The organism is Pseudomonas protegens (assembly GCF_003363755.1).
In the GTDB taxonomy this organism is placed as follows: domain Bacteria; phylum Pseudomonadota; class Gammaproteobacteria; order Pseudomonadales; family Pseudomonadaceae; genus Aquipseudomonas; species Aquipseudomonas danubii.
In genome coordinates this window covers 2,732,940-2,750,483 of the sequence record NZ_CP031396.1, presented here as the reverse complement: position 1 = coordinate 2,750,483, position 17,544 = coordinate 2,732,940, and the positions used below count along the sequence as shown (strand labels likewise).

Here is a 17,544-nt window from a genome sequence, read left to right as displayed (position 1 = left end):
CTTTTTTATTGTCGGCGGGCTTAGAACTTGTAGCCCAGACCCACCATGTAGACCCAAGGATCAACGTCGACATTGACCTTGGCACGGGTGCCGGCGGCCAGGGCGTTGTTATCCACATACGCACGGGTATCGATATCGATGTAGCGCACCTGGGCGTTGACCATGATCTTGTCGGTCAGCATGTAGTCGGCACCGACCTGCCAGGCCAGACCCCAGGAGTTCTTGGCGCGGAAATTGTCGAAACCTGCGGCCTGGGCGCGGCTGCCGACGTGCTCGTCGTAGATCCAGGTGTAGTTGATACCGGCACCGACGTAGGGTTGGAACGCCGATTTGCTATCCAGCGGGTAGTACACAACGCTCAGGGTCGGCGGCAGGTGTTTGAGGGTACCGAGCTTGCCGTTGGCGGCGGCCAGGGAGGTGTCCTTGATCTTCACATCGTGTTCGAACGGGGTGGCGGCCAGCAGTTCGATACCGACGTTATTGGTCACCATGTAGGCGAAGTTCAGACCCAGCTGAGTGTCGCTGCTCATGGTCGCCTTGCCGCCCAGGTTGGCGCCGGCCAACGGGCCGCTGTCGACCTTGACGTCGGAGCTGTTGGCTTTTGGATTGACGGTAATGGCACCGGCGCGGATCAGGATATCGCCAGCTTCATGGGCGTTGGCAATCGGGGCGGCGAGTGCGAGCGCGATCAGGGAAGCGCTAAGCAGAGACTTGTGCATGGGAGCTCCAAAGGACGATTCAAATTGGCTATGTCCAATGGTAAGGATCGTCAAGTTGACTGCCTTGACTCAGCTCAATGAAATGGCGAACCCCGGTGGCAGGGCTGAACTATTCTTTTGTTCTGCACTCATTTGGCCTGGTGCCCGAACCCTGTCCGAGCCGGCACCGCTGCTGCACTCACTCCTGCAACTCATAGACATAGATCTTCTGCGCCGCCATCTGGTAGCCGGCGTCCGCCAGCTCGCTGGTAGAGGGTTTGACCTGCATGGCGCCCTCGATCCAGTAAGGCTGATACAGCTCGTCGAGTTTTACTCCGAGCTCGCTGGTGACGTGGACGATCTGGTTCGACGGCGGGGGGGGCACGTGGATGCAGGCGCCGAAGTAGGGCACCAGGAGAAATTCCGTGGTGCGGCCTTCCTCGTTTACTTCCAGGGGCACTATATAGCCCGGCAGGCGCACCGTCTGGCCGTCCAGGCTCTTCACCACCGGCGCATTGGGCAGGTCCTGCTTGGCGGCGGGGGCCGATTCGGCGGCCAGTGCATCGCTCATCTGCGACAGGTCGTGCAGCGGCTGCATGTTCGGCACTTCCGGCGGCGCGTCCGGCGGGATCATTTCCGACCAGGTCAGATCCTTCGGCGCTCCGGCCGCCCACAGCGGCGTGGCGATCAGCAGCGACAGGGCAAGCAGGGGGCGCAGCAGGCGTTGGGCTTTCATAAAGCGGTGCTCATAAACGAATCGACAGGCCATCGGCCAGGGATTGCCGGTAGGCGCGCCAGGCCGGCACGCTGCCCATCAGCAGCGCGGCGATCAGGATACCGCCCAGCAACGTCCACTCATACTGGCTGGGCCAGGACAGCGGCAGGTACAGGCCGTAGTTCGATTGCACGTAGCCCTGGGCCAGGGCGATGCCCAGGTACAGCAGGCCCAGACCGGCCAGGACCCCGAACAGTGCCAGGGCAAAGGCTTCTAGTACCAGCAATGTTGCAATATGCCAGGGACGGGCGCCTACCGAACGTAGGATGGCCATCTCCCGGCGACGCTCGTTGAGGCTGGTAAGGATTGCCGTGAGCATGCCGATCAGGCCGGTAAGAACCACGAACAGCGACACCACGAACAAGGCTTTCTCGGCGGTGCCCATCAGGCTCCAGAGTTCCTGCAGGGCCACGCCGGGCAGGATCGCCAGCATCGGCTCGCCGCGAAATTCGTTGATCTCCCGTTGCAGGGCGAAGGTCGAAATCTTGCTGTTGAGGCCAAGCATGAAGGCGGTGATCGCCTGGGGCGTCAGGTCCAAGTTGCGCGCCTGATCGGCAGTAATACGACCGTCGCCACGGGCCGGCACGCCGTTGTGCCAGTCGATGTGGATCGCCTCCATACCGCCCAGGCTGATGTGCAGCGTGCGGTCCACCGGAGTACCGGTGCGCTTGAGGATACCCACCACGGTGAAGGGCTTGTCGTCATGCTTGACCAGGCTGATGGCCGCCACGCCGTGGGCCAGCACCAGCTTGTCGCCAAGTTTGTAGTGCAGGGCATCGGCGACTTCGGCCCCCAGTACCACCTCGAAAGGATCACTGGCGAAAGCCCGGCCCACGGCCAGTTGCAGGCTCTGCTGATGACCGTACTGGTAGTGCTGGAAGTAGGCCTCGGTGGTGCCCATGACCCGGTAGCCACGATGGGAGTCGCCGAGCGAAATCGGGATCGCCCACTTCACCTTAGGGTTGTTGGCGAAGTGCTCGAAGCTGTCCCAGCGGATGTTGTTGGTGGCGTTGCCGATGCGAAACACCGAGTACAACAGCAGGTTCACCGAGCCGGAGCGGGCGCCGACGATCAGGTCGGTGCCGCTGATGGTGCTGGCGAAACTGGCCCGGGCTTCGGTGCGGACCCGTTCCACCGCCAGCAGCAGGCAGACCGAGAGTGCAATGGCGAAGGCGGTGAGGATCGCGGTGAAGCGGCGGTTAGCCAGGCTGGCCATGGCTAGACGGAACAGATACATCTCAGACCTCTGCGGGCGTGGCGGCGCGATTGAGTTCGGCCAGCGACAGATTGCGATCAAACAGCGGCGCCAGGCTCTGGTCATGGCTGACGAACAGCAGACTGGCTCCAGCCTCACGGCACTCGGCGAAGAGCAGTTGGATGAAAGCTTCCCGGGCGTCGTAGTCCAGCGCCGAGGTGGGTTCGTCGGCGATCACCAGCTCTGGCTGGCCGATCAGGGCCCTGGCGGCGGCGACCCGTTGCTGTTGGCCGATGGATAGCGAGTCGGCACGACGGCCGAGCAGGTCGGGGTCCTTCAGACCCAGATGGGCCAGCAAAGTGGCAGCCGCCTGATCGACGCTGCCGTGGCGCTGAATGGCGCGGCTGGCCCGCAGTCTGGAGAAGTGGCAGGGCAGTTCGACGTTCTCGCGTACCGAGAGAAACGGCAGCAGGTTGAACTGCTGGAAGATGTAGCCGGTGTGATCGACGCGAAAGCGGTCACGTGCTCCGGCGGCCAGCTCGGTCAGCTCCTGGCCCAGCAGGCGGATGCTGCCCTGATTGGGTTTCTGTACCCCGCCCAGCAAGCCCAGCAGCGTGGTCTTGCCGCTGCCGCTGGGGCCCTTGAGGAACAGTGTTTCGCCGGCTTCCAGGCGGAAACTCGGGATGTCCAGCAACTGAGGGTGGCCGGGCCAGCTGAAGCCCAGGTCGGACAGTTCGATGAGTGCTTGGGTCATGTTGGGCCGATCATGCAGTGAGTGGTGTAGCCGCCGCTGGAAGCCGCGGCTACAGGCGCAGCGCTTAGAACTTCAGGGTGGCAGCCTTGGCGGTGGCTTCGACACCTTGCTGGCCGTTTGGCGAAATCAGTTGTACCTGAATTTTCTGGGTGGCGGGGAAGGTCTTGAAGACTTGTTCCAGGTCGAGGTGCTTCAGGGCGTCCGGCTTGGCGCAGGTGAACTGGTAGTGAGCGTGGATCTCGCTGTGTTCGTGGTGATGTTCATGACCTGCCGCGTCCTTGTCATCGTCATCGTGGTCATCGGCTTCGGGCTTGTCGCCGAACAGCGGGCTCTCCAGTTCCTGTTTGGCCACTGTGCAGGCGGCGGCCTTGGGCAGGCTGAACAGCACCAGGGGCTGTTCCAGTTGAGTGCGGGCGGCAGCGACCTTGGCCTTGTCGGCGTCGGTGCTGGGGGCGTGTTCGAACCCCACCAGGTTCATCGCCGGGCTTTCCAGTTCCAGCTCCAGGGCCTGGCCGTCGAGCACCGCGTTCAAACGGGCTACGCCGTGTTCATGGGCGCCAAGGCTGCCGTGTTCATGCTCGTGATCATGGGCTTGCGCGGCCTGGGCAACGGCCAGCGGCAACAGGGCGAAGGGCAGGGCGAGTAGCAGACGGCGCATAGCAAGTCTCCAGGGCGAAGATGAAATAAATGTTATGTGATCTTATAACAATAGGCCGCAGAGTTTGACCGCCTGCTTGGCGTTGCGCAAGACGCGTGGGAGCATGCTCGTCAGAAAAATGTGGGAGCACAGCGATGTTGCGGATTCGTGGAAGCATCGGCGATTGGCCGGTGGATTTGACCCTGGAACTGGACGAAGGCGATTGGGCGCAACTGGGCGCGCAGTTGCAGGCGGCCAAGCCTGAAAGTGTCGCGGTAGCTACCCGGCCGGCCAGTCAGGACGATGCGTTGTGGCAGACCGCCAAGGATCTGTTGCGCAAGGCGGGCCAGATCAGCGGGCCCGAGTTGCTGGAGCAGTTGCAGGGGCTGACCGGCAGCGCGGCGGCGGGCAAGCGTTTGCTGGTGCGCTTGCGCCACTGCGCCGAGGTCAAGGTGATCAGCGGCGCCGATACGCCGCTCTACAGCTGGGTGCAATGATCCTGTAGGAGCCAGCTTGCTGGCCAATGGGTTCTGTCTGTCAGAACCCTTTCGCTGGCAAGCCAGCTCCTCCATCAGCCGGCAGATCAGTCTCAGTACAGCGCGGCGAACAGTTTGCGGCGATACGCGGTCACCAATGGGTGATCGTTGCCCAACAGGTCGAAAACTTGCAGCAGGGTCTTGTGGGCAATGCCTTCGTTGTAGCTGCGGTTGCGCATGAAGAGTTTGAGCAAGGCTTCCAGCGCCGCTTCGTATTGCTGGCGGGCCAGTTGCTGGATCGACAGCTGGTAGGTTGCCTCGTCATCCAGCGGGTCCTTGGCCAGGCGCGCCTTGAGGTCGGCGGCATCCGGCAGGTCCGCGGCCTGCTTGAGGAAGGTGATCTGCGCCTTGGCACCGGCCAGGGCGGCCTTGTGTTCATCGTTCTTGACCGCGTCGAGCACGGTCTGGGCTTCGCCCAGTTCGCCGCGCTCGGCCAGGCAGCGGGCGTAGAGAATCAGGGCCTTGGCGTTGCTGTTGTCTTCCCCCAGCAGCACTTTGAGGAGGGCCTCGGCGTCGCCGATCCGGCCGTCGCTGAACAAGGCTTCGGCCTGCTCCAGCGGGTCGGCGGCAGGGGGTGGCGGCATCTGCACATGGGGTTCGAGCATCGCCCGTACTGCGGATTCCGGTTGTGCGCCGGCAAAGCCGTCCACCGGTTGACCGTCCTTGAACAGCACCACGGTGGGCAGGCTGCGGATGCCGAAGCGGGCGACGATGTCCTGCTCGATATCGCAGTTGACCTTGGCCAGCAGCAACTCGCCCTGATAGCTCTCGGCGATCTGTTGCAGCATCGGCATCAGCGCCTTGCAGGGCGCGCACCATTCTGCCCAGAAGTCCACCAGGACCGGTTTGTGGAAGGAATTCTCGATCACCGACTGGTCGAAATCAGCGGTGCGGGCGTCGAAGATATACGGCGTGTCCTGACTCATGGGGTATCTCGAATAAGCGGGAATGGAACCACTATAAAGTTGCGCGAAGTAGATCGCTATTGCCCGTGGCAGCCGGGTCGCCGGTGAATGGCCGCTGCGCGTGATACAGGCTCACATTGCGAAACTCCCAAGGCTCGGCCAGGTCAGGCAGCGTCAGGGCGTTGAGCATTTCCAGGCGCTGATACAGCGGGTGCTGGAAGTCCCTGACCCGGGAATCCGCCACCAGGGCTTCGCGGCCGCGGCTGAGGAATTCATCCAGCAGCGGCAGGTTGGCTCGGTCATAGAGCACGTCCGCCACCAGGATCAGGTCGAAGCGATCAGCCTCGGCGAAAAAGTCCGTTGAATAGCTCAGCTCAACGTCGTTGAGTGCAGCGTTGGCCCGGCAGGCGGCGATGGCCAGTGGGTCGAGGTCGCAAGCCACCACTTCCAGGGCACCAGCCTTGGCCGCGGCAATCGCCGCCACCCCGGAGCCGGCACCGAAGTCCAGCACCCGCTTGCCTTGCACCCAGTGCGGGTGTTCGGCCAGGTAGCGGGCCAGGGCCAGGCCGCTGGCCCAGCAGAAACTCCAGTAAGGCGGTTCATGGAGAATGCGTCGGGTTTCTTCCGGGGTGAAGGCGCGGTCCATGTTCTGGGCGTCGATCAGCCAGAGTTTCAGGCGCGTGTCGGGCAGCTCGCAGGCCACCAGTTGCGCATCACCCAGCAGCTCGCTGAGGGCGTCTTGCAGGTCGAGCGGTACCTTCATGGGGCTTTGACGAATTGCAGTGGTCCCAGGGCCTGGGTGGTGGGTTGGTCGATGCGTACTGCCGGCAGGTGCAGGATCAACTGGCCGGATTGGCTGGCGCGGCCGCGCAGTTCGACCCGGGCGCCGGCGGGGAAGGCGTCGGGAGCGAAACGCAGGCGAAAGGGCAGGGCCTGGTTGGTACCGGTCAAGTTGTTGCTGGCCAGCAAGCGTTGCGGACGGCCGCGCTCATCGATTACCAACAGCGCCAGTTCGACGTTGGCGCCGGCCGGCACCCCGTCGAGGGTACCGCTCAGTTCGCGCTGGTAGGCCGGCAAGGGCCCAAGATCGGCAGGTTCCTGATTTTTTTGCGTGGTCTGTTGCTGTGAAGAAGAGGGGGCCGCAGGTTTTGGGGCATCGCTGCTGCAAGCGACCAGCAGGCTGACGAGACTGAGCAAAACGAGCGGTCTGAGCGGCATCTGAAGCTCCAACAAGGCGAATGTCCATGTGCGAAACATAATAGTCGGTCTGTATACCGTAAAGGCTATGGCTTGTCTTGCCAGTGGGATGCGCTACCATGGCCCTCCCTTTTTTTGTTGCCTGCCACCATGCACTGTCCCTTCTGCGGTGCCAACGACACCAAGGTCATCGACTCGCGTCTGGTCGCCGAGGGCGAACAGGTGCGCCGCCGGCGTGAATGCCTGGCCTGTGGTGAACGTTTCACCACCTTCGAAACTGCCGAACTGGTGATGCCGCGCCTGATCAAGACTGACGGCAGCCGTCAGCCCTTCGACGAAGAAAAACTGCGCGCCGGTATGCAGCGCGCCCTGGAAAAACGCCCGGTCAGTGTCGAGCGTCTGGAGGCGGCGCTGGTGCACATCAAGCATAAGCTGCGGGCCACTGGTGAGCGCGAAGTCAAATCCCTGGTCGTGGGTGAACTGGTGATGACCGAGCTGCAGAAGCTCGATGAAGTCGCCTATATCCGTTTCGCTTCGGTCTATCGACGTTTCCAGGACCTCAACGAATTCCGCGAAGAGATCGACCGTCTCGCCCGCGAGCCGGCCAAGCAATGAGCCTGTCCCCGGAGCAAGCGGTACTCGACGCGCACTACATGGCCCGTGCCCTGGAACTGGCGCGCAAGGGCCGGTATTCCACCCATCCCAACCCCCGCGTCGGCTGTGTCATCGTTCGCGACGGCCAGGTGGTAGGCGAAGGCTGGCATGTGCGGGCTGGTGAACCCCACGCTGAAGTCCATGCCCTGCGTGCCGCCGGGGAACTGGCCCGTGGCGCCACGGCCTATGTGACTCTCGAGCCTTGCAGCCATCACGGCCGCACACCGCCTTGCGCCGATGCCCTGGTCAATGCCGGGGTGGCGCGGGTGGTTGCGGCGATGCAGGACCCGAACCCGGAAGTGGCCGGGCGCGGCTTGCAGCGTCTGGCCCAGGCCGGCATCGACACCCACAGCGGAGTGCTGGAAGCCGAGGCCCGGGGGATCAACAAGGGTTTCCTGAAACGCATGGAGCACGGCCTGCCTTATGTGCGGGTCAAGCTGGCGATGAGTCTCGACGGTCGCACTGCCATGGCCAGTGGCGAGAGCCAATGGATTACCGGGCCTGCTGCCCGCTCCGCGGTGCAGCGTCTGCGGGCCGAATCTTCGGTGGTGCTGACCGGTGCCGACACAGTGCTGGCGGATGACGCCCGGCTGACCGTGCGCGCCGCTGAGCTGGGCCTGGACCCTGAGCAGACTGCCCTGGCCATGAGTCGCCCACCGCTGCGGGTGTTGATCGATGGCCGTTTGCGGGTGCCTCTCGACGCGCCGTTCTTCAAGGCCGGACCGGTGTTGGTGGCCACCTGTGCGGCCGTGGAAGAGCAATATGCCAACGGCCCGGAGTGCCTGATCGTTCCCGGCCCCGATGGCCAGGTCGACCTGCATCGCTTGCTGTTGGAGCTGGCCGCCCGTGGCGTCAATGAAGTGCTGGTGGAAGCCGGCCCGCGGCTGGCGGGAGCCTTTGCCCAGCAGGGGCTGGTGGACGAGTACCAGATCTTCGTCGCCGGCAAGTTCCTCGGTTCCTCGGCGCGGCCGTTGCTGGACTGGCCGCTGGCGCAGATGAGCGAGGCACCGTTGCTCAAGATCATTGAAATGCGTGCAGTGGGCGATGACTGGCGAGTCACTGCCATCCCGACCCCGCCAGCGAGCGTATAATTCCCGACTTTCGCCTACCCGGCGGCCCTGTTCTCGAGGAGGACTCCATGTTCACCGGCATCATCGAATCCATCGGCAGCATTCGCGCATTGACCCCAAAAGGCGGAGATGTGCGGGTCTATGTAGAAACCGGCAAGCTTGATCTGGCCGACGTCAAACTGGGCGACAGCATCGCGGTGAACGGCGTCTGCCTGACCGCAGTCGAGTTGCCGGGTGACGGTTTCTGGGCCGATGTCAGCCGTGAGACCCTCGATTGCACGGCCTTCCATCAGTTGAAGGCCGGCAGCCGGGTCAACCTGGAGAAAGCCCTGACCCCGACCACCCGCCTGGGCGGTCACCTGGTCAGCGGTCACGTCGACGGTGTCGGCGAAGTGGTGGCGCGGGAAGAAAATGCCCGGGCCATTCAGTTCCGTATCCGCGCACCGAAAGAACTGGCCAAGTACATCGCCCATAAAGGCTCGATCACCGTCGACGGCACCAGCCTGACGGTCAACGCGGTCAATGGCGCCGAGTTCGAGCTGACCATCGTGCCCCACACCCTGGCGGAAACCATCATGGCCGACTACCGGCCGGGTCGGCAGGTCAACCTCGAGGTCGACCTGCTGGCGCGCTACCTGGAACGCCTGCTGTTGGGTGACAAGGCGGCCGAAGCCACCACCGGCAGCAGCATTACCGAAAGTTTTCTGGCCGCTAACGGCTATCTCAAATCCTGACTCAAGGGGGTGCCGCGTGGCGCTCAACAGCATCGAAGAACTGGTTGAAGACATCCGCCAAGGCAAGATGGTCATCCTCATGGATGACGAAGACCGCGAGAACGAAGGCGACCTGATCATGGCCGCCGAGTGCTGCAAGGCCGAGCACATCAACTTCATGGCCAAGCACGCCCGTGGCCTGATCTGCATGCCCATGAGCCGCGAGCGCTGCGAGCTGCTCAAGCTGCCGCTGATGGCGCCGCGCAACGGTTCCGGCTTCGGCACCAAGTTCACCGTCTCCATCGAGGCCACCGAAGGCGTGACCACCGGCATCTCTGCCGCTGACCGTGCGCGTACCGTACAAGCGGCAGCGGCCAAGGACGCCAAGCCCGAGGACATCGTCAGCCCGGGTCACATCTTCCCGCTGATGGCCCAACCCGGCGGTACCCTGGCCCGTGCCGGCCACACCGAAGCCGCCTGCGACCTGGCGCGCATGGCCGGTTTCGAGCCAAGCGGGGTGATCTGCGAAGTGATGAACGACGACGGCACCATGTCCCGTCGTACCGAACTGGAAGCCTTCGCCGCCGAGCACAACATCAAGATCGGCACCATCGCCGACCTGATTCACTACCGGATGATCCACGAACGTACCGTTCAGCGGATTGCCGAGCAGCCCCTGGACAGCGAACTGGGCCAGTTCAATCTGGTGACCTATCGTGATTCGGTGGAAGGCGACGTGCACATGGCCCTGACCCTGGGCGATATCTGTGCTGAAGAGCCGACCCTGGTGCGCGTGCATAACATGGACCCGCTGCGCGACTTGCTGATGGTCAAGCAGCCGGGCCGCTGGAGCCTGCGCGCGGCCATGGTCAAAGTGGCCGAGGCCGGCAGTGGCGTGGTGCTGTTGTTGGGTCACCCGCTGGATGGCGATGTACTGCTGGCGCACATCCGTGAAACCGCGGAACACCAGCCGGTGAAGAAACCCACCACCTACAGCATCGTCGGTGCCGGTTCGCAGATCCTTCGCGATCTGGGCGTACGTAAAATGCGCCTGATGAGTGCGCCGATGAAGTTTAATGCGATATCCGGTTTCGACCTGGAAGTTGTAGAATACGTGCCCTCCGAATAAAAGCCGGTCGTTTCCGGCTTGAAATTCGCGGTTCAAATATCACTGAAGAGCGTGTGCTAGACACGCTCTGGCTCTTTAAGAGATTTGTCGAATGACCCTGAAGACCATCGAAGGTACCTTCATCGCCCCTAAAGGCCGCTATGCCCTGGTGGTCGGCCGTTTCAACAGCTTCGTCGTCGAAAGCCTGGTCAGCGGCGCGGTTGACGCCCTGGTTCGCCATGGCGTGAGCGAAAGCGACATCACCATCATCCGTGCCCCTGGCGCCTTCGAAATTCCGTTGGTCGCGCAGAAAGTCGCACAGAAGGGTGAATACGCGGCGATCATCGCCCTGGGCGCGGTCATTCGTGGCGGTACTCCGCACTTCGAATACGTAGCCGGCGAATGCACCAAGGGCCTGGCCCAGGTGTCCATGGAGTTCGGCGTGCCAGTGGCCTTCGGCGTGCTGACCGTTGATTCGATCGAACAAGCTATCGAACGTTCCGGCACCAAGGCCGGCAACAAAGGGGCCGAAGCTGCCTTGTCCGCCCTGGAAATGGTCAGCCTGCTGGCGCAGTTGGAGGCCAAGTGATTAGCGACGATAGCGATCGTTTCAACCCGCGCGATCCCAAGCCTGCCAACGCCGGCAAGCCATCCAAGAGCGCCAAGCGTCGCGAAGCCCGTCAGCTCGCGACCCAGGCGCTGTACCAATGGCACATGGCCAAGCATTCGCTGAACGAGATCGAAGCGCAGTTTCGGGTCGACAACGATTTCACTGACATCGACGGCGCCTACTTCCGGGAGATCCTGCACGGAGTTCCGGCCAACAAGAACGAGATCGACAACGCGCTCGTGCCTTGCCTGGACCTGGCCATCGATGAGCTGGACCCGGTTGAACTGGCGGTCCTGCGGCTGTCCACCTGGGAATTGCTCAAGCGCGTCGACGTGCCGTACCGCGTTGTGATCAACGAAGGTATCGAACTGGCCAAGGTTTTCGGTTCCACCGACGGCCACAAGTTCGTCAACGGTGTTCTCGACAAGCTGGCCCCACGCCTGCGTGAAGCTGAAGTGAAGGCGTTCAAGCGCTGAACCGCGCTTGCAGCTGCCATGGGCGAGTTTGAGCTGATCCGTAACTTCTTCGCTGCCGCGCCTTGTGCTCAAGGCGGCGAGGGTGTTGCCCTGGGGATTGGTGACGACTGCGCCTTGCTGGCGGTTGCTTCGGGCGAGCAGTTGGCGATTTCCACCGACACCCTGGTGGCCGGTGTGCATTTCGCCGATCCCTGCGACCCCTATCTTTTAGGCCAACGCTCCCTGGCGGTGGCTGTCAGCGATCTGGCTGCCATGGGCGCCACCCCGCTGGCCTTTACCCTTGCCCTGACCCTGCCGACGGTAAGCGCCGATTGGCTGCAGGCCTATGCCCGTGGCCTGAACGCCATGGCCCAGAGTTGCGACGTGCGCCTGATCGGTGGCGACACCACTCGTGGCTCGCTGACCTTGACCCTGACCGTCTTCGGGCGAGTGCCCGCGGGCCTTGCCCTGACCCGCAGTGGTGCCCGTGTGGGTGATTTGCTGTGCGTCGGCGGTGAGCTGGGCAATGCCGCCGGAGCCCTGCCGCTGGTCCTGGGCCAGCGCAGCGCTGATGCAAGCATCGCCGCCCCCTTGCTGGCTCACTACTGGTCACCGCAACCGCAATTGGCCCTGGGCCAGGCACTGCGGGGCAAGGCCACCTCGGCCCTGGATATCTCCGATGGCCTGCTGGCCGATTGCGGGCATATCGCGGCCGCTTCGAAGGTCGCCTTGCAGGTGGAGGTGGAGAAACTGCCACTGTCGCCAGCATTGTTGAGCTTTCTTGGAGAACAGGGTGCCCGCGCTGCGGCCTTGAGTGGCGGCGATGACTATGTCTTGGCCTTTACCTTGCCGCCTGCCGAGCTGGCGCCGCTGTTGGCGGCTGGTTGGCCGGTGCAGGTGGTGGGGCAAGTGGTGGCCGGGCAGGGTGTGACCCTGCTGGACGCCGGCGGCCAGGACATCACCCCCGGCACTCGGGGTTATCAACACTTTGCGGAGACACCGTGACAGATCATCCCAAACAGGTCCCGGCGGAGTTCGTACCGCCGTCGGTCTGGCGTAATCCCTGGCATTTCCTGGCGTTCGGTTTTGGTTCCGGCACCTTGCCCAAGGCGCCAGGCACCTGGGGCTCGCTGGTTGCACTACCCTTTATCCCGCTGTGGCAGATGTTGCCGGACTGGGGCTACTGGCTGATGCTCGGCGTCACCATGCTGTTCGGCTTCTGGCTGTGCGGCAAGGTCGCCGACGATCTGCGGGTGCATGACCACGAAGGTATCGTCTGGGACGAAATGGTCGGTATGTGGATCACCCTGTGGCTGGTGCCCGAGGGCTGGTACTGGCTGTTGGCGGGGTTTTTAATGTTCCGTTTCTTCGACATTCTCAAGCCGTGGCCGATTCGCTGGGTCGACCGGCATGTGCATGGCGGTGTCGGCATCATGCTCGATGATGTGCTGGCTGGCGTGTTTGCCTGGTTGGCGATGCAAGGGCTGGTGTGGTGCTTCAACTGAGGAATTAGGCATGGATGTCTGCCGCGTGCTGCTGGTGTTGCTGGTTGCCTGGAGCTGTTGCAGCGTCCGGGCCGGCGAGCTGCAGGCGCCATCCGGGCAGATTCGCATCGCCAGTGAGGTCTGGAGCGAATACACCGAGGCCGACGGCGATGGGTTGGCCTGGGCCATCCTGCGCGAAGTCTTCGAGCCCGTGGGAATCACCATCGAGCGTTGCAGCGTGCCTTATACCCGTTCGGTCGGGTTGGTGCAGCGCGGCGAGGTGGATGCACAGGTTGGGGCTTATCGCGACGAATCGCCGGGCGTGTTGTACCCGCACTGGAACTACGACACGGACCACATCTACGCCCTGGGCCTGGCGAGCAGTCCGGAACTGAGCCTGGCGACGCTCGGCAGTTACCGGCTGGTCTGGGTGCGTGGCTACAAGTACCAGGACTACCTGCCCAATGTTCGCCGCTACAACGAGATCCGGCGCCGTGTCGGTATCCTGCCGATGCTGCTCTACAGTCGCGCTGACTACTATATCGATGCCCAGACCGAGATCGATTATGTGCTGAGCCAGGCTCAGGACCCGAGCCAGTTCAAGCGCACCCATTTGGCCGAGCTGCCGCTGTACCTGGGGTTTGCCAGTAATCCCCGGGGCCGGGAAATGCGCGAGCTGTATGACCAGCGTATGGCGCAGTTGGTGAGTACAGGGCGATTACGGCCAATCTTCGAGCGTTGGAAGCAGCCTTATCCCTTTGATGGGAGTCCGCGTCCGGCGGTCCGTTGATCAAACTTATCGATCTTTATCTCCGATAATTCAGCCTAAGCGTGCAGTGGAGGCTGCTGTTACAATGCCGCCTCTGCGAATCTCCAGTCCTCATACAGATCAGGAGCACAACAGTGCCCGTCGTTTTTGTTGCCGCTTCCAAGCTGCCTACGCCTTTTGCGCAATTCACCATGCATGGTTTTCTCGATGAAGCCACCGGTCGCGAGCACGTCGTGCTCAGCCTGGGGGACATCGCCGATGGCGCGCCGGTTCTCGGCCGCCTGCACTCCGAATGCCTGACCGGCGACGCCCTGTTCAGCCAGCGTTGCGATTGCGGCTCGCAACTGGAAGCCGCGCTGCGGGCCATCGCCCGGGAAGGTCGCGGGGTGCTGCTGTACCTGCGTCAGGAAGGTCGCGGCATTGGCCTGCTGAACAAGATCCGTGCCTATGAGCTGCAAGATGGTGGCGCCGATACCGTGGAAGCCAACGAGCGCCTGGGCTTTGCCGCGGACCAGCGTGACTACGGCATGTGCCTGCCGATGCTCGAGCATCTGGGGGTCAAGTCCCTACGCCTGATGACCAACAACCCGCGCAAGGTCAAGGCACTGACCGAGATGGGCATCCAGGTTGCCGAGCGGGTGCCGCTGCACACCGGGCACAACCCCCACAACAAGCTGTACCTGGCGACCAAGGCCAGCAAGCTCGACCACATGATGGGCAACGAGCACCAGGGCGAGGTCGACCGCGCGTGACTCGGGGTCAAGTCAAACGGCGTCTGACCGTTAGCTGGTGGCAATACCTGGCCCTGGCCTTGCTGCCGCTGTTTGTGATCAACCTGGTGTTTGGTCAGGGCGAGGCCTTGATGCCAGTGCTGGCGATGCCATTCTTTATCGCCGGTACGGCCTCGATGTTCGTCAGCCTGCGTTTTTTCAACGGCTACAAACATGCCTTGATCGCCGCTGGCAAGGCCCTGGATACCCCTGAGGAACCTGCCGCCTGGATCACCCTGGCGGCCCGTCGTCGTGCCGCCTTCCTGGCGGCATCCTTGCCAGCCTGGATCGGTGCCCTGGCGGTGTTCGTCGGCCTGGAAGCGGTGCCGCTGATGCTCCTGGCCCTGTCCAGCGCAGTGCTGTTCTACCTCTACCGTATTCCTCGTCAGCTTGGCTGATGTGGCGCTGGCTGGCGGTCCTGTGCCTGCTGGTCGGCACACCGGCACTGGCGGCGCAGCGGGTGGTCAGCCTGGCGCCGTCACTCTCGGAAATCGTCGTCGAGCTGGGGGCTTCCGACTTGCTGGTGGGCGTGCTGGATGCCGGTGAGCGGCCGGCACCGCTCAAGGACCTGCCTTCGGTAGGGCGTTACGGCCAGTTGGATATCGAGCGTCTGCTGAGCCTTCGACCGGATTTGCTTTTGCTCTGGCCGGGCAGCGTCGGCCCGGTCCAGCGCGATCAACTGGCGCGCCTGGGGATCCCCACTTATGTCGCCGAGCCTCATGACTTCAAGCAACTGACGGCGCAGATCGCCGAAATCGGCGAGCGTCTGGGGCGCTCGGCGGCCGCTCGTAAACTGGCCGCCGAGTTGGACGGGCAACTGGCCGGTTTGCGTGCCCGCTATCACCGCGAACCGGCATTGCCGGTGTTCTACCAGGTCTGGGACCGGCCGCTGTATACCGTGGGCGGTGGCCAGATCATCAGCGAAGCCCTTAGCGTCTGTGGCGCCCGCAATGTGTTTGCCGACCAGTCGTTGCCGGCGCCCCAGGTCAGCATCGAATCGGTGTTGCAGCGTAATCCGCAGGCGATCCTGGCCACCGCCCAGGGGCAGCTGGATGCCTGGAAGGCCTGGCCGCAGATCGCGGCGGTGCAGCAGGGGCGGCTGTTGCTGGTGAGGGACAAGGGGCTGGAGCGACCCAGCGGGCAGATGATCGCGGCGACGGCCAAGCTCTGTGCCTTGATCGCGCCTGAGCGCTGAGCCCCTTCGGCGGATCTTACAGCTCGGGCGTCCAGGTCACGCCGAGCATCCAGGTGCGGCCTTCGGTGCGGTAGCCATAGTCGCCGCCTTGGTAGCTGTAGAGCGCTCGGGAGTAGGACTTGTCGAAAAAATTGTCGAGCTTCAGGTCCAGTTTGATCTCGCGATTGACGGTCCAGCTGCTGCGCAATCCAACCAGCCCATAGCCGCCGAGTCGCGCCTGCTTCTGCGGAGCTTGATCTTCACGGCTATCGCTTACCAACTGCCAACTGGCGCCCAGGCCCAACTGCTCGAACTGCCGGTCCAGATCCAGGTTCAGGGTGCGCCTGGCTCGGCGTGGCAGTTGCTCTCCGCTCTGACGGTTGCGTGGGTCGATGATGGCGGCGCCAAGGCTGCTCTGCCAGCCGAACCACTCCTGCTTCAGGGCCGTTTCCAGGCCATTGATCCTCGCCGAGCCGATGTTCTCCGGGCGCTGCGCGCCGAAGTCGAAGATGATCGCGTCCCTGATGTCGGTACGGTACACCGATGTTTCCAGGCGGCTGCTTGGCGTCAGTTGGCTGCGCCATTGCAGTTCGTAGCTCCTGGAGTGCTCCGGCTTGAGGTCCGGGTTGCTGAAGCCTGGGTAATACAGGTCGCTGAAGTTCGGCGCACGGAAGCCTTCGCTGTAGGACAGCAGCAGGTCGTTGTCCGGATTCAGTGGCAGGGTCAGGGTGCCGCTCCAGGTGTTCTGGCTGCCGTACTGCTGGTTCTGGTCACGGCGCAGGCCCAGTTCGGTGGAAAAGCTCTCGCCTTGAAACCGATGCTGGATAAAGGCTCCACGATTCCAGCGGCTGTCTTCGGCGAAGTACAGCGGGGTGCTACCGATGAAAAAGGCCGGCCCGGTATTGAGTCGGTCCTCATACCAGTCGGCGCCAAGGATCAGGCTGTGCTGCGCATTCAGGCGCAGATCGTTTTGCCAGGCGAGCGAGTCGCGGTAGGTGTTAAACACGCTGTTTTGGTCGCTGAGCTTATCGCGCTTGAGGTCGCGGTTCTCGCTGTGGCCCAGTTCCAGTCGAGACTGCCAGTGATCATTAACCATTGCATCGATAAAGCCGCTGACGCTGCTGACGGTGAAGTCGGTGTAAAGATCCTGCTCCGGGCCGAACGGGTTGTCATAACGGCTGCGGCCTCGGTTATCCAGCAGGTTGAAGCCCACTTCCAGGTCGTCGCTGAGGGCATGGCTGAGGGTGAAGCTCAGGGATTGGTTGCGGTAGCCATCGTGATCCGCATCGCTTGGGTAGGAGGCGTGGGTCCAGTCGATTCCGGCACTTTCATCCAGGTTGGCGCCGAGGCTGAAGCGGGTCTGGGCGTCGCCGCCGGAAAGGCCCAGGCTGCGCTCCCAGGTCTGGTTGCTGCCAGCGGCGACGCGCATGCGCCCATGCAGTCCCGACTCGGCGCCGCGCCGGGTGAAGATCTGGATCACCCCGCCAATGGCGTCGCTGCCGTAGATCACCGAGCGCGAGCCGCGCAGCACTTCCACTCGCTCGATCTGCTCGACGCTGATGAATTGCAGATTGCTGTCGCCGGAGGATGAACTGCTGATGCGCTGGCCATCCACCAGCACCAGGCTCTGGGCCGAGTTGGTGCCGCGAATGAAAATGTTTGGCAGGTTGCCGCGTCCGCCGCTGCGGGCGACTTGCACACCAGGCACCCGTTGCAGCAGATCGGTCAGGCTGCTGGGTTGCAGGCGGTCGATGTCCTCCCGGGTGAACACGGTGTTGGCGGCGCTGCTGTCGTTGCGAGCTTCCACCTGACGGTTGGTGCTGATCAGCATCTCGGGCAGTTTCAGGGCCTGATCGCGCTCGGAGGTGTCGGCCAGCAGATCGGCGCAGGGCAGGAGACATAGCGGCAGGGCCAGGCGAGAGAGTTTCATGGCTATTCCGTTAGCGCGGCTCGGCCTTCGCCGCAGTCTGTGAAGCCGGATAAGGAAGGGAGCAAAAGCGACGCCCGCATGGCGGGCGTGCAGCAGCGGCTACAGGTAGC

Annotated in this window: 22 protein-coding genes; 13 read left to right on the top strand and 9 right to left on the bottom strand. The window is 63.2% G+C overall.

The annotated features are described in order from the left end of the window. Nucleotides 1–20: 20 nt before the first annotated feature. The 5 genes from DWF74_RS12250 to DWF74_RS12230 all read right to left on the bottom strand — a co-directional run bounded on the left by DWF74_RS12250 (nucleotide 21) and on the right by DWF74_RS12230 (nucleotide 4,080). Nucleotides 21–719: an OmpW/AlkL family protein gene (locus DWF74_RS12250; RefSeq protein ID WP_041120027.1), complete on the bottom strand. Its 699-nt coding sequence runs from the start codon at nucleotides 717–719 to the stop codon at nucleotides 21–23. Nucleotides 720–897: 178 nt separating this feature from the next. Beyond that, nucleotides 898–1,419, bottom strand: coding sequence for a DUF3299 domain-containing protein (locus DWF74_RS12245; RefSeq protein ID WP_102865508.1), 522 nt, complete (start codon nucleotides 1,417–1,419; stop codon nucleotides 898–900). 25 nt (nucleotides 1,420–1,444) lie between these two features. Then, the gene (locus tag DWF74_RS12240) at nucleotides 1,445–2,710 is read right to left on the bottom strand and encodes an ABC transporter permease (protein WP_102865281.1); all 1,266 of its coding nucleotides are present in this window, start codon (nucleotides 2,708–2,710) and stop codon (nucleotides 1,445–1,447) included. A gap of 1 nt (nucleotide 2,711) precedes the next feature. Next, nucleotides 2,712–3,422: an ABC transporter ATP-binding protein gene (locus DWF74_RS12235; protein ID WP_102865282.1), complete on the bottom strand. Its 711-nt coding sequence runs from the start codon at nucleotides 3,420–3,422 to the stop codon at nucleotides 2,712–2,714. Nucleotides 3,423–3,486: 64 nt separating this feature from the next. Beyond that, on the bottom strand, nucleotides 3,487–4,080 hold the full coding sequence (locus DWF74_RS12230) for a DUF2796 domain-containing protein (protein WP_115581035.1): 594 nt from the start codon (nucleotides 4,078–4,080) through the stop codon (nucleotides 3,487–3,489). 134 nt (nucleotides 4,081–4,214) lie between these two features. Between DWF74_RS12230 and DWF74_RS12225 the strand changes: the two genes are divergently transcribed. Beyond that, a complete protein-coding gene (locus DWF74_RS12225) occupies nucleotides 4,215–4,556 on the top strand; it encodes a hypothetical protein (RefSeq protein WP_102882381.1) in 342 nt (113 codons plus the stop codon). 92 nt (nucleotides 4,557–4,648) lie between these two features. Here the strand turns inward: DWF74_RS12225 and trxA are convergent, their stop codons facing one another. The 3 genes from trxA to DWF74_RS12210 are packed head-to-tail and all read right to left on the bottom strand — an operon-like array spanning nucleotide 4,649 to nucleotide 6,718. Continuing rightward, nucleotides 4,649–5,521 (bottom strand): thioredoxin, encoded by an 873-nt coding sequence (gene trxA, locus DWF74_RS12220; RefSeq protein WP_115581034.1) that lies wholly within the window; start codon nucleotides 5,519–5,521, stop codon nucleotides 4,649–4,651. A gap of 31 nt (nucleotides 5,522–5,552) precedes the next feature. Further along, a complete protein-coding gene (locus DWF74_RS12215) occupies nucleotides 5,553–6,263 on the bottom strand; it encodes a class I SAM-dependent methyltransferase (RefSeq protein WP_115581033.1) in 711 nt (236 codons plus the stop codon). Further along, a complete protein-coding gene (locus DWF74_RS12210) occupies nucleotides 6,260–6,718 on the bottom strand; it encodes a hypothetical protein (protein WP_102865287.1) in 459 nt (152 codons plus the stop codon). The genes DWF74_RS12215 and DWF74_RS12210 overlap by 4 nt, the downstream gene beginning before the upstream one ends. 129 nt (nucleotides 6,719–6,847) lie before the next feature. Here DWF74_RS12210 and nrdR point away from each other — a divergent pair, with 129 nt between their 5' ends. From nrdR to DWF74_RS12150, 12 genes are all read left to right on the top strand, one after another. Beyond that, nucleotides 6,848–7,312 carry a transcriptional regulator NrdR gene (nrdR, locus tag DWF74_RS12205; protein ID WP_019095943.1) on the top strand — a complete coding sequence of 155 codons (465 nt, stop codon included), beginning with the start codon at nucleotides 6,848–6,850 and terminating at the stop codon, nucleotides 7,310–7,312. Then, nucleotides 7,309–8,442: a bifunctional diaminohydroxyphosphoribosylaminopyrimidine deaminase/5-amino-6-(5-phosphoribosylamino)uracil reductase RibD gene (ribD, locus tag DWF74_RS12200; protein ID WP_102865288.1), complete on the top strand. Its 1,134-nt coding sequence runs from the start codon at nucleotides 7,309–7,311 to the stop codon at nucleotides 8,440–8,442. The genes nrdR and ribD overlap by 4 nt, the downstream gene beginning before the upstream one ends. A 47-nt stretch (nucleotides 8,443–8,489) precedes the next feature. Then, nucleotides 8,490–9,155, top strand: coding sequence for a riboflavin synthase (locus DWF74_RS12195; protein ID WP_102865289.1), 666 nt, complete (start codon nucleotides 8,490–8,492; stop codon nucleotides 9,153–9,155). Nucleotides 9,156–9,171: 16 nt separating this feature from the next. Continuing rightward, nucleotides 9,172–10,263: a bifunctional 3,4-dihydroxy-2-butanone-4-phosphate synthase/GTP cyclohydrolase II gene (gene ribBA / locus DWF74_RS12190; protein ID WP_102865290.1), complete on the top strand. Its 1,092-nt coding sequence runs from the start codon at nucleotides 9,172–9,174 to the stop codon at nucleotides 10,261–10,263. Nucleotides 10,264–10,354: 91 nt separating this feature from the next. Next, on the top strand, nucleotides 10,355–10,831 hold the full coding sequence (ribH, locus tag DWF74_RS12185; RefSeq protein WP_003185938.1) for a 6,7-dimethyl-8-ribityllumazine synthase: 477 nt from the start codon (nucleotides 10,355–10,357) through the stop codon (nucleotides 10,829–10,831). Then, nucleotides 10,828–11,328, top strand: a complete 501-nt coding sequence (nusB, locus tag DWF74_RS12180; protein ID WP_102865291.1) for a transcription antitermination factor NusB — start codon at nucleotides 10,828–10,830, stop codon at nucleotides 11,326–11,328. The genes ribH and nusB overlap by 4 nt, the downstream gene beginning before the upstream one ends. 18 nt (nucleotides 11,329–11,346) lie before the next feature. After that, nucleotides 11,347–12,312: a thiamine-phosphate kinase gene (gene thiL, locus DWF74_RS12175; RefSeq protein WP_102865292.1), complete on the top strand. Its 966-nt coding sequence runs from the start codon at nucleotides 11,347–11,349 to the stop codon at nucleotides 12,310–12,312. Further along, nucleotides 12,309–12,812, top strand: a complete 504-nt coding sequence (locus tag DWF74_RS12170) for a phosphatidylglycerophosphatase A family protein (protein WP_102865293.1) — start codon at nucleotides 12,309–12,311, stop codon at nucleotides 12,810–12,812. Before thiL ends, DWF74_RS12170 begins: the two co-directional genes overlap by 4 nt. 10 nt (nucleotides 12,813–12,822) lie before the next feature. After that, entirely contained in the window at nucleotides 12,823–13,581 is a 759-nt protein-coding gene (locus tag DWF74_RS12165; protein ID WP_102865294.1) for a substrate-binding periplasmic protein, read from the top strand. A gap of 113 nt (nucleotides 13,582–13,694) precedes the next feature. After that, entirely contained in the window at nucleotides 13,695–14,312 is a 618-nt protein-coding gene (gene ribA, locus DWF74_RS12160; RefSeq protein WP_102865295.1) for a GTP cyclohydrolase II, read from the top strand. After that, nucleotides 14,309–14,728, top strand: coding sequence for an MFS transporter (locus DWF74_RS12155; RefSeq protein WP_115581032.1), 420 nt, complete (start codon nucleotides 14,309–14,311; stop codon nucleotides 14,726–14,728). Before ribA ends, DWF74_RS12155 begins: the two co-directional genes overlap by 4 nt. Next, nucleotides 14,728–15,525: a cobalamin-binding protein gene (locus DWF74_RS12150; protein WP_102865297.1), complete on the top strand. Its 798-nt coding sequence runs from the start codon at nucleotides 14,728–14,730 to the stop codon at nucleotides 15,523–15,525. Before DWF74_RS12155 ends, DWF74_RS12150 begins: the two co-directional genes overlap by 1 nt. 16 nt (nucleotides 15,526–15,541) lie before the next feature. On the opposite strand, the gene DWF74_RS12145 is transcribed toward DWF74_RS12150, so the two are convergent. Beyond that, nucleotides 15,542–17,434 carry a TonB-dependent receptor plug domain-containing protein gene (locus tag DWF74_RS12145; protein WP_115581031.1) on the bottom strand — a complete coding sequence of 631 codons (1,893 nt, stop codon included), beginning with the start codon at nucleotides 17,432–17,434 and terminating at the stop codon, nucleotides 15,542–15,544. Nucleotides 17,435–17,544: the final 110 nt, after the last annotated feature.

Excerpts from the sequence above, each read along its gene's own strand:
- DWF74_RS12235 (WP_102865282.1), bottom strand. The coding sequence starts at position 3,422 with ATGACCCAAGCACTCATCGAACTGTCCGACCTGGGCTTCAGCTGGCCC.
- thiL (WP_102865292.1), top strand. The coding sequence starts at position 11,347 with ATGGGCGAGTTTGAGCTGATCCGTAACTTCTTCGCTGCCGCGCCTTGT.
- ribH (WP_003185938.1), top strand. The coding sequence starts at position 10,355 with ATGACCCTGAAGACCATCGAAGGTACCTTCATCGCCCCTAAAGGCCGC.
- nrdR (WP_019095943.1), top strand. The coding sequence starts at position 6,848 with ATGCACTGTCCCTTCTGCGGTGCCAACGACACCAAGGTCATCGACTCG.
- DWF74_RS12230 (WP_115581035.1), bottom strand. The coding sequence starts at position 4,080 with ATGCGCCGTCTGCTACTCGCCCTGCCCTTCGCCCTGTTGCCGCTGGCC.
- DWF74_RS12250 (WP_041120027.1), bottom strand. The coding sequence starts at position 719 with ATGCACAAGTCTCTGCTTAGCGCTTCCCTGATCGCGCTCGCACTCGCC.
- ribD (WP_102865288.1), top strand. The coding sequence starts at position 7,309 with ATGAGCCTGTCCCCGGAGCAAGCGGTACTCGACGCGCACTACATGGCC.
- DWF74_RS12145 (WP_115581031.1), bottom strand. The coding sequence starts at position 17,434 with ATGAAACTCTCTCGCCTGGCCCTGCCGCTATGTCTCCTGCCCTGCGCC.
- DWF74_RS12215 (WP_115581033.1), bottom strand. The coding sequence starts at position 6,263 with ATGAAGGTACCGCTCGACCTGCAAGACGCCCTCAGCGAGCTGCTGGGT.
- DWF74_RS12225 (WP_102882381.1), top strand. The coding sequence starts at position 4,215 with ATGTTGCGGATTCGTGGAAGCATCGGCGATTGGCCGGTGGATTTGACC.
- DWF74_RS12165 (WP_102865294.1), top strand. The coding sequence starts at position 12,823 with ATGGATGTCTGCCGCGTGCTGCTGGTGTTGCTGGTTGCCTGGAGCTGT.
- DWF74_RS12240 (WP_102865281.1), bottom strand. The coding sequence starts at position 2,710 with ATGTATCTGTTCCGTCTAGCCATGGCCAGCCTGGCTAACCGCCGCTTC.
- DWF74_RS12195 (WP_102865289.1), top strand. The coding sequence starts at position 8,490 with ATGTTCACCGGCATCATCGAATCCATCGGCAGCATTCGCGCATTGACC.
- trxA (WP_115581034.1), bottom strand. The coding sequence starts at position 5,521 with ATGAGTCAGGACACGCCGTATATCTTCGACGCCCGCACCGCTGATTTC.
- DWF74_RS12210 (WP_102865287.1), bottom strand. The coding sequence starts at position 6,718 with ATGCCGCTCAGACCGCTCGTTTTGCTCAGTCTCGTCAGCCTGCTGGTC.
- DWF74_RS12150 (WP_102865297.1), top strand. The coding sequence starts at position 14,728 with ATGTGGCGCTGGCTGGCGGTCCTGTGCCTGCTGGTCGGCACACCGGCA.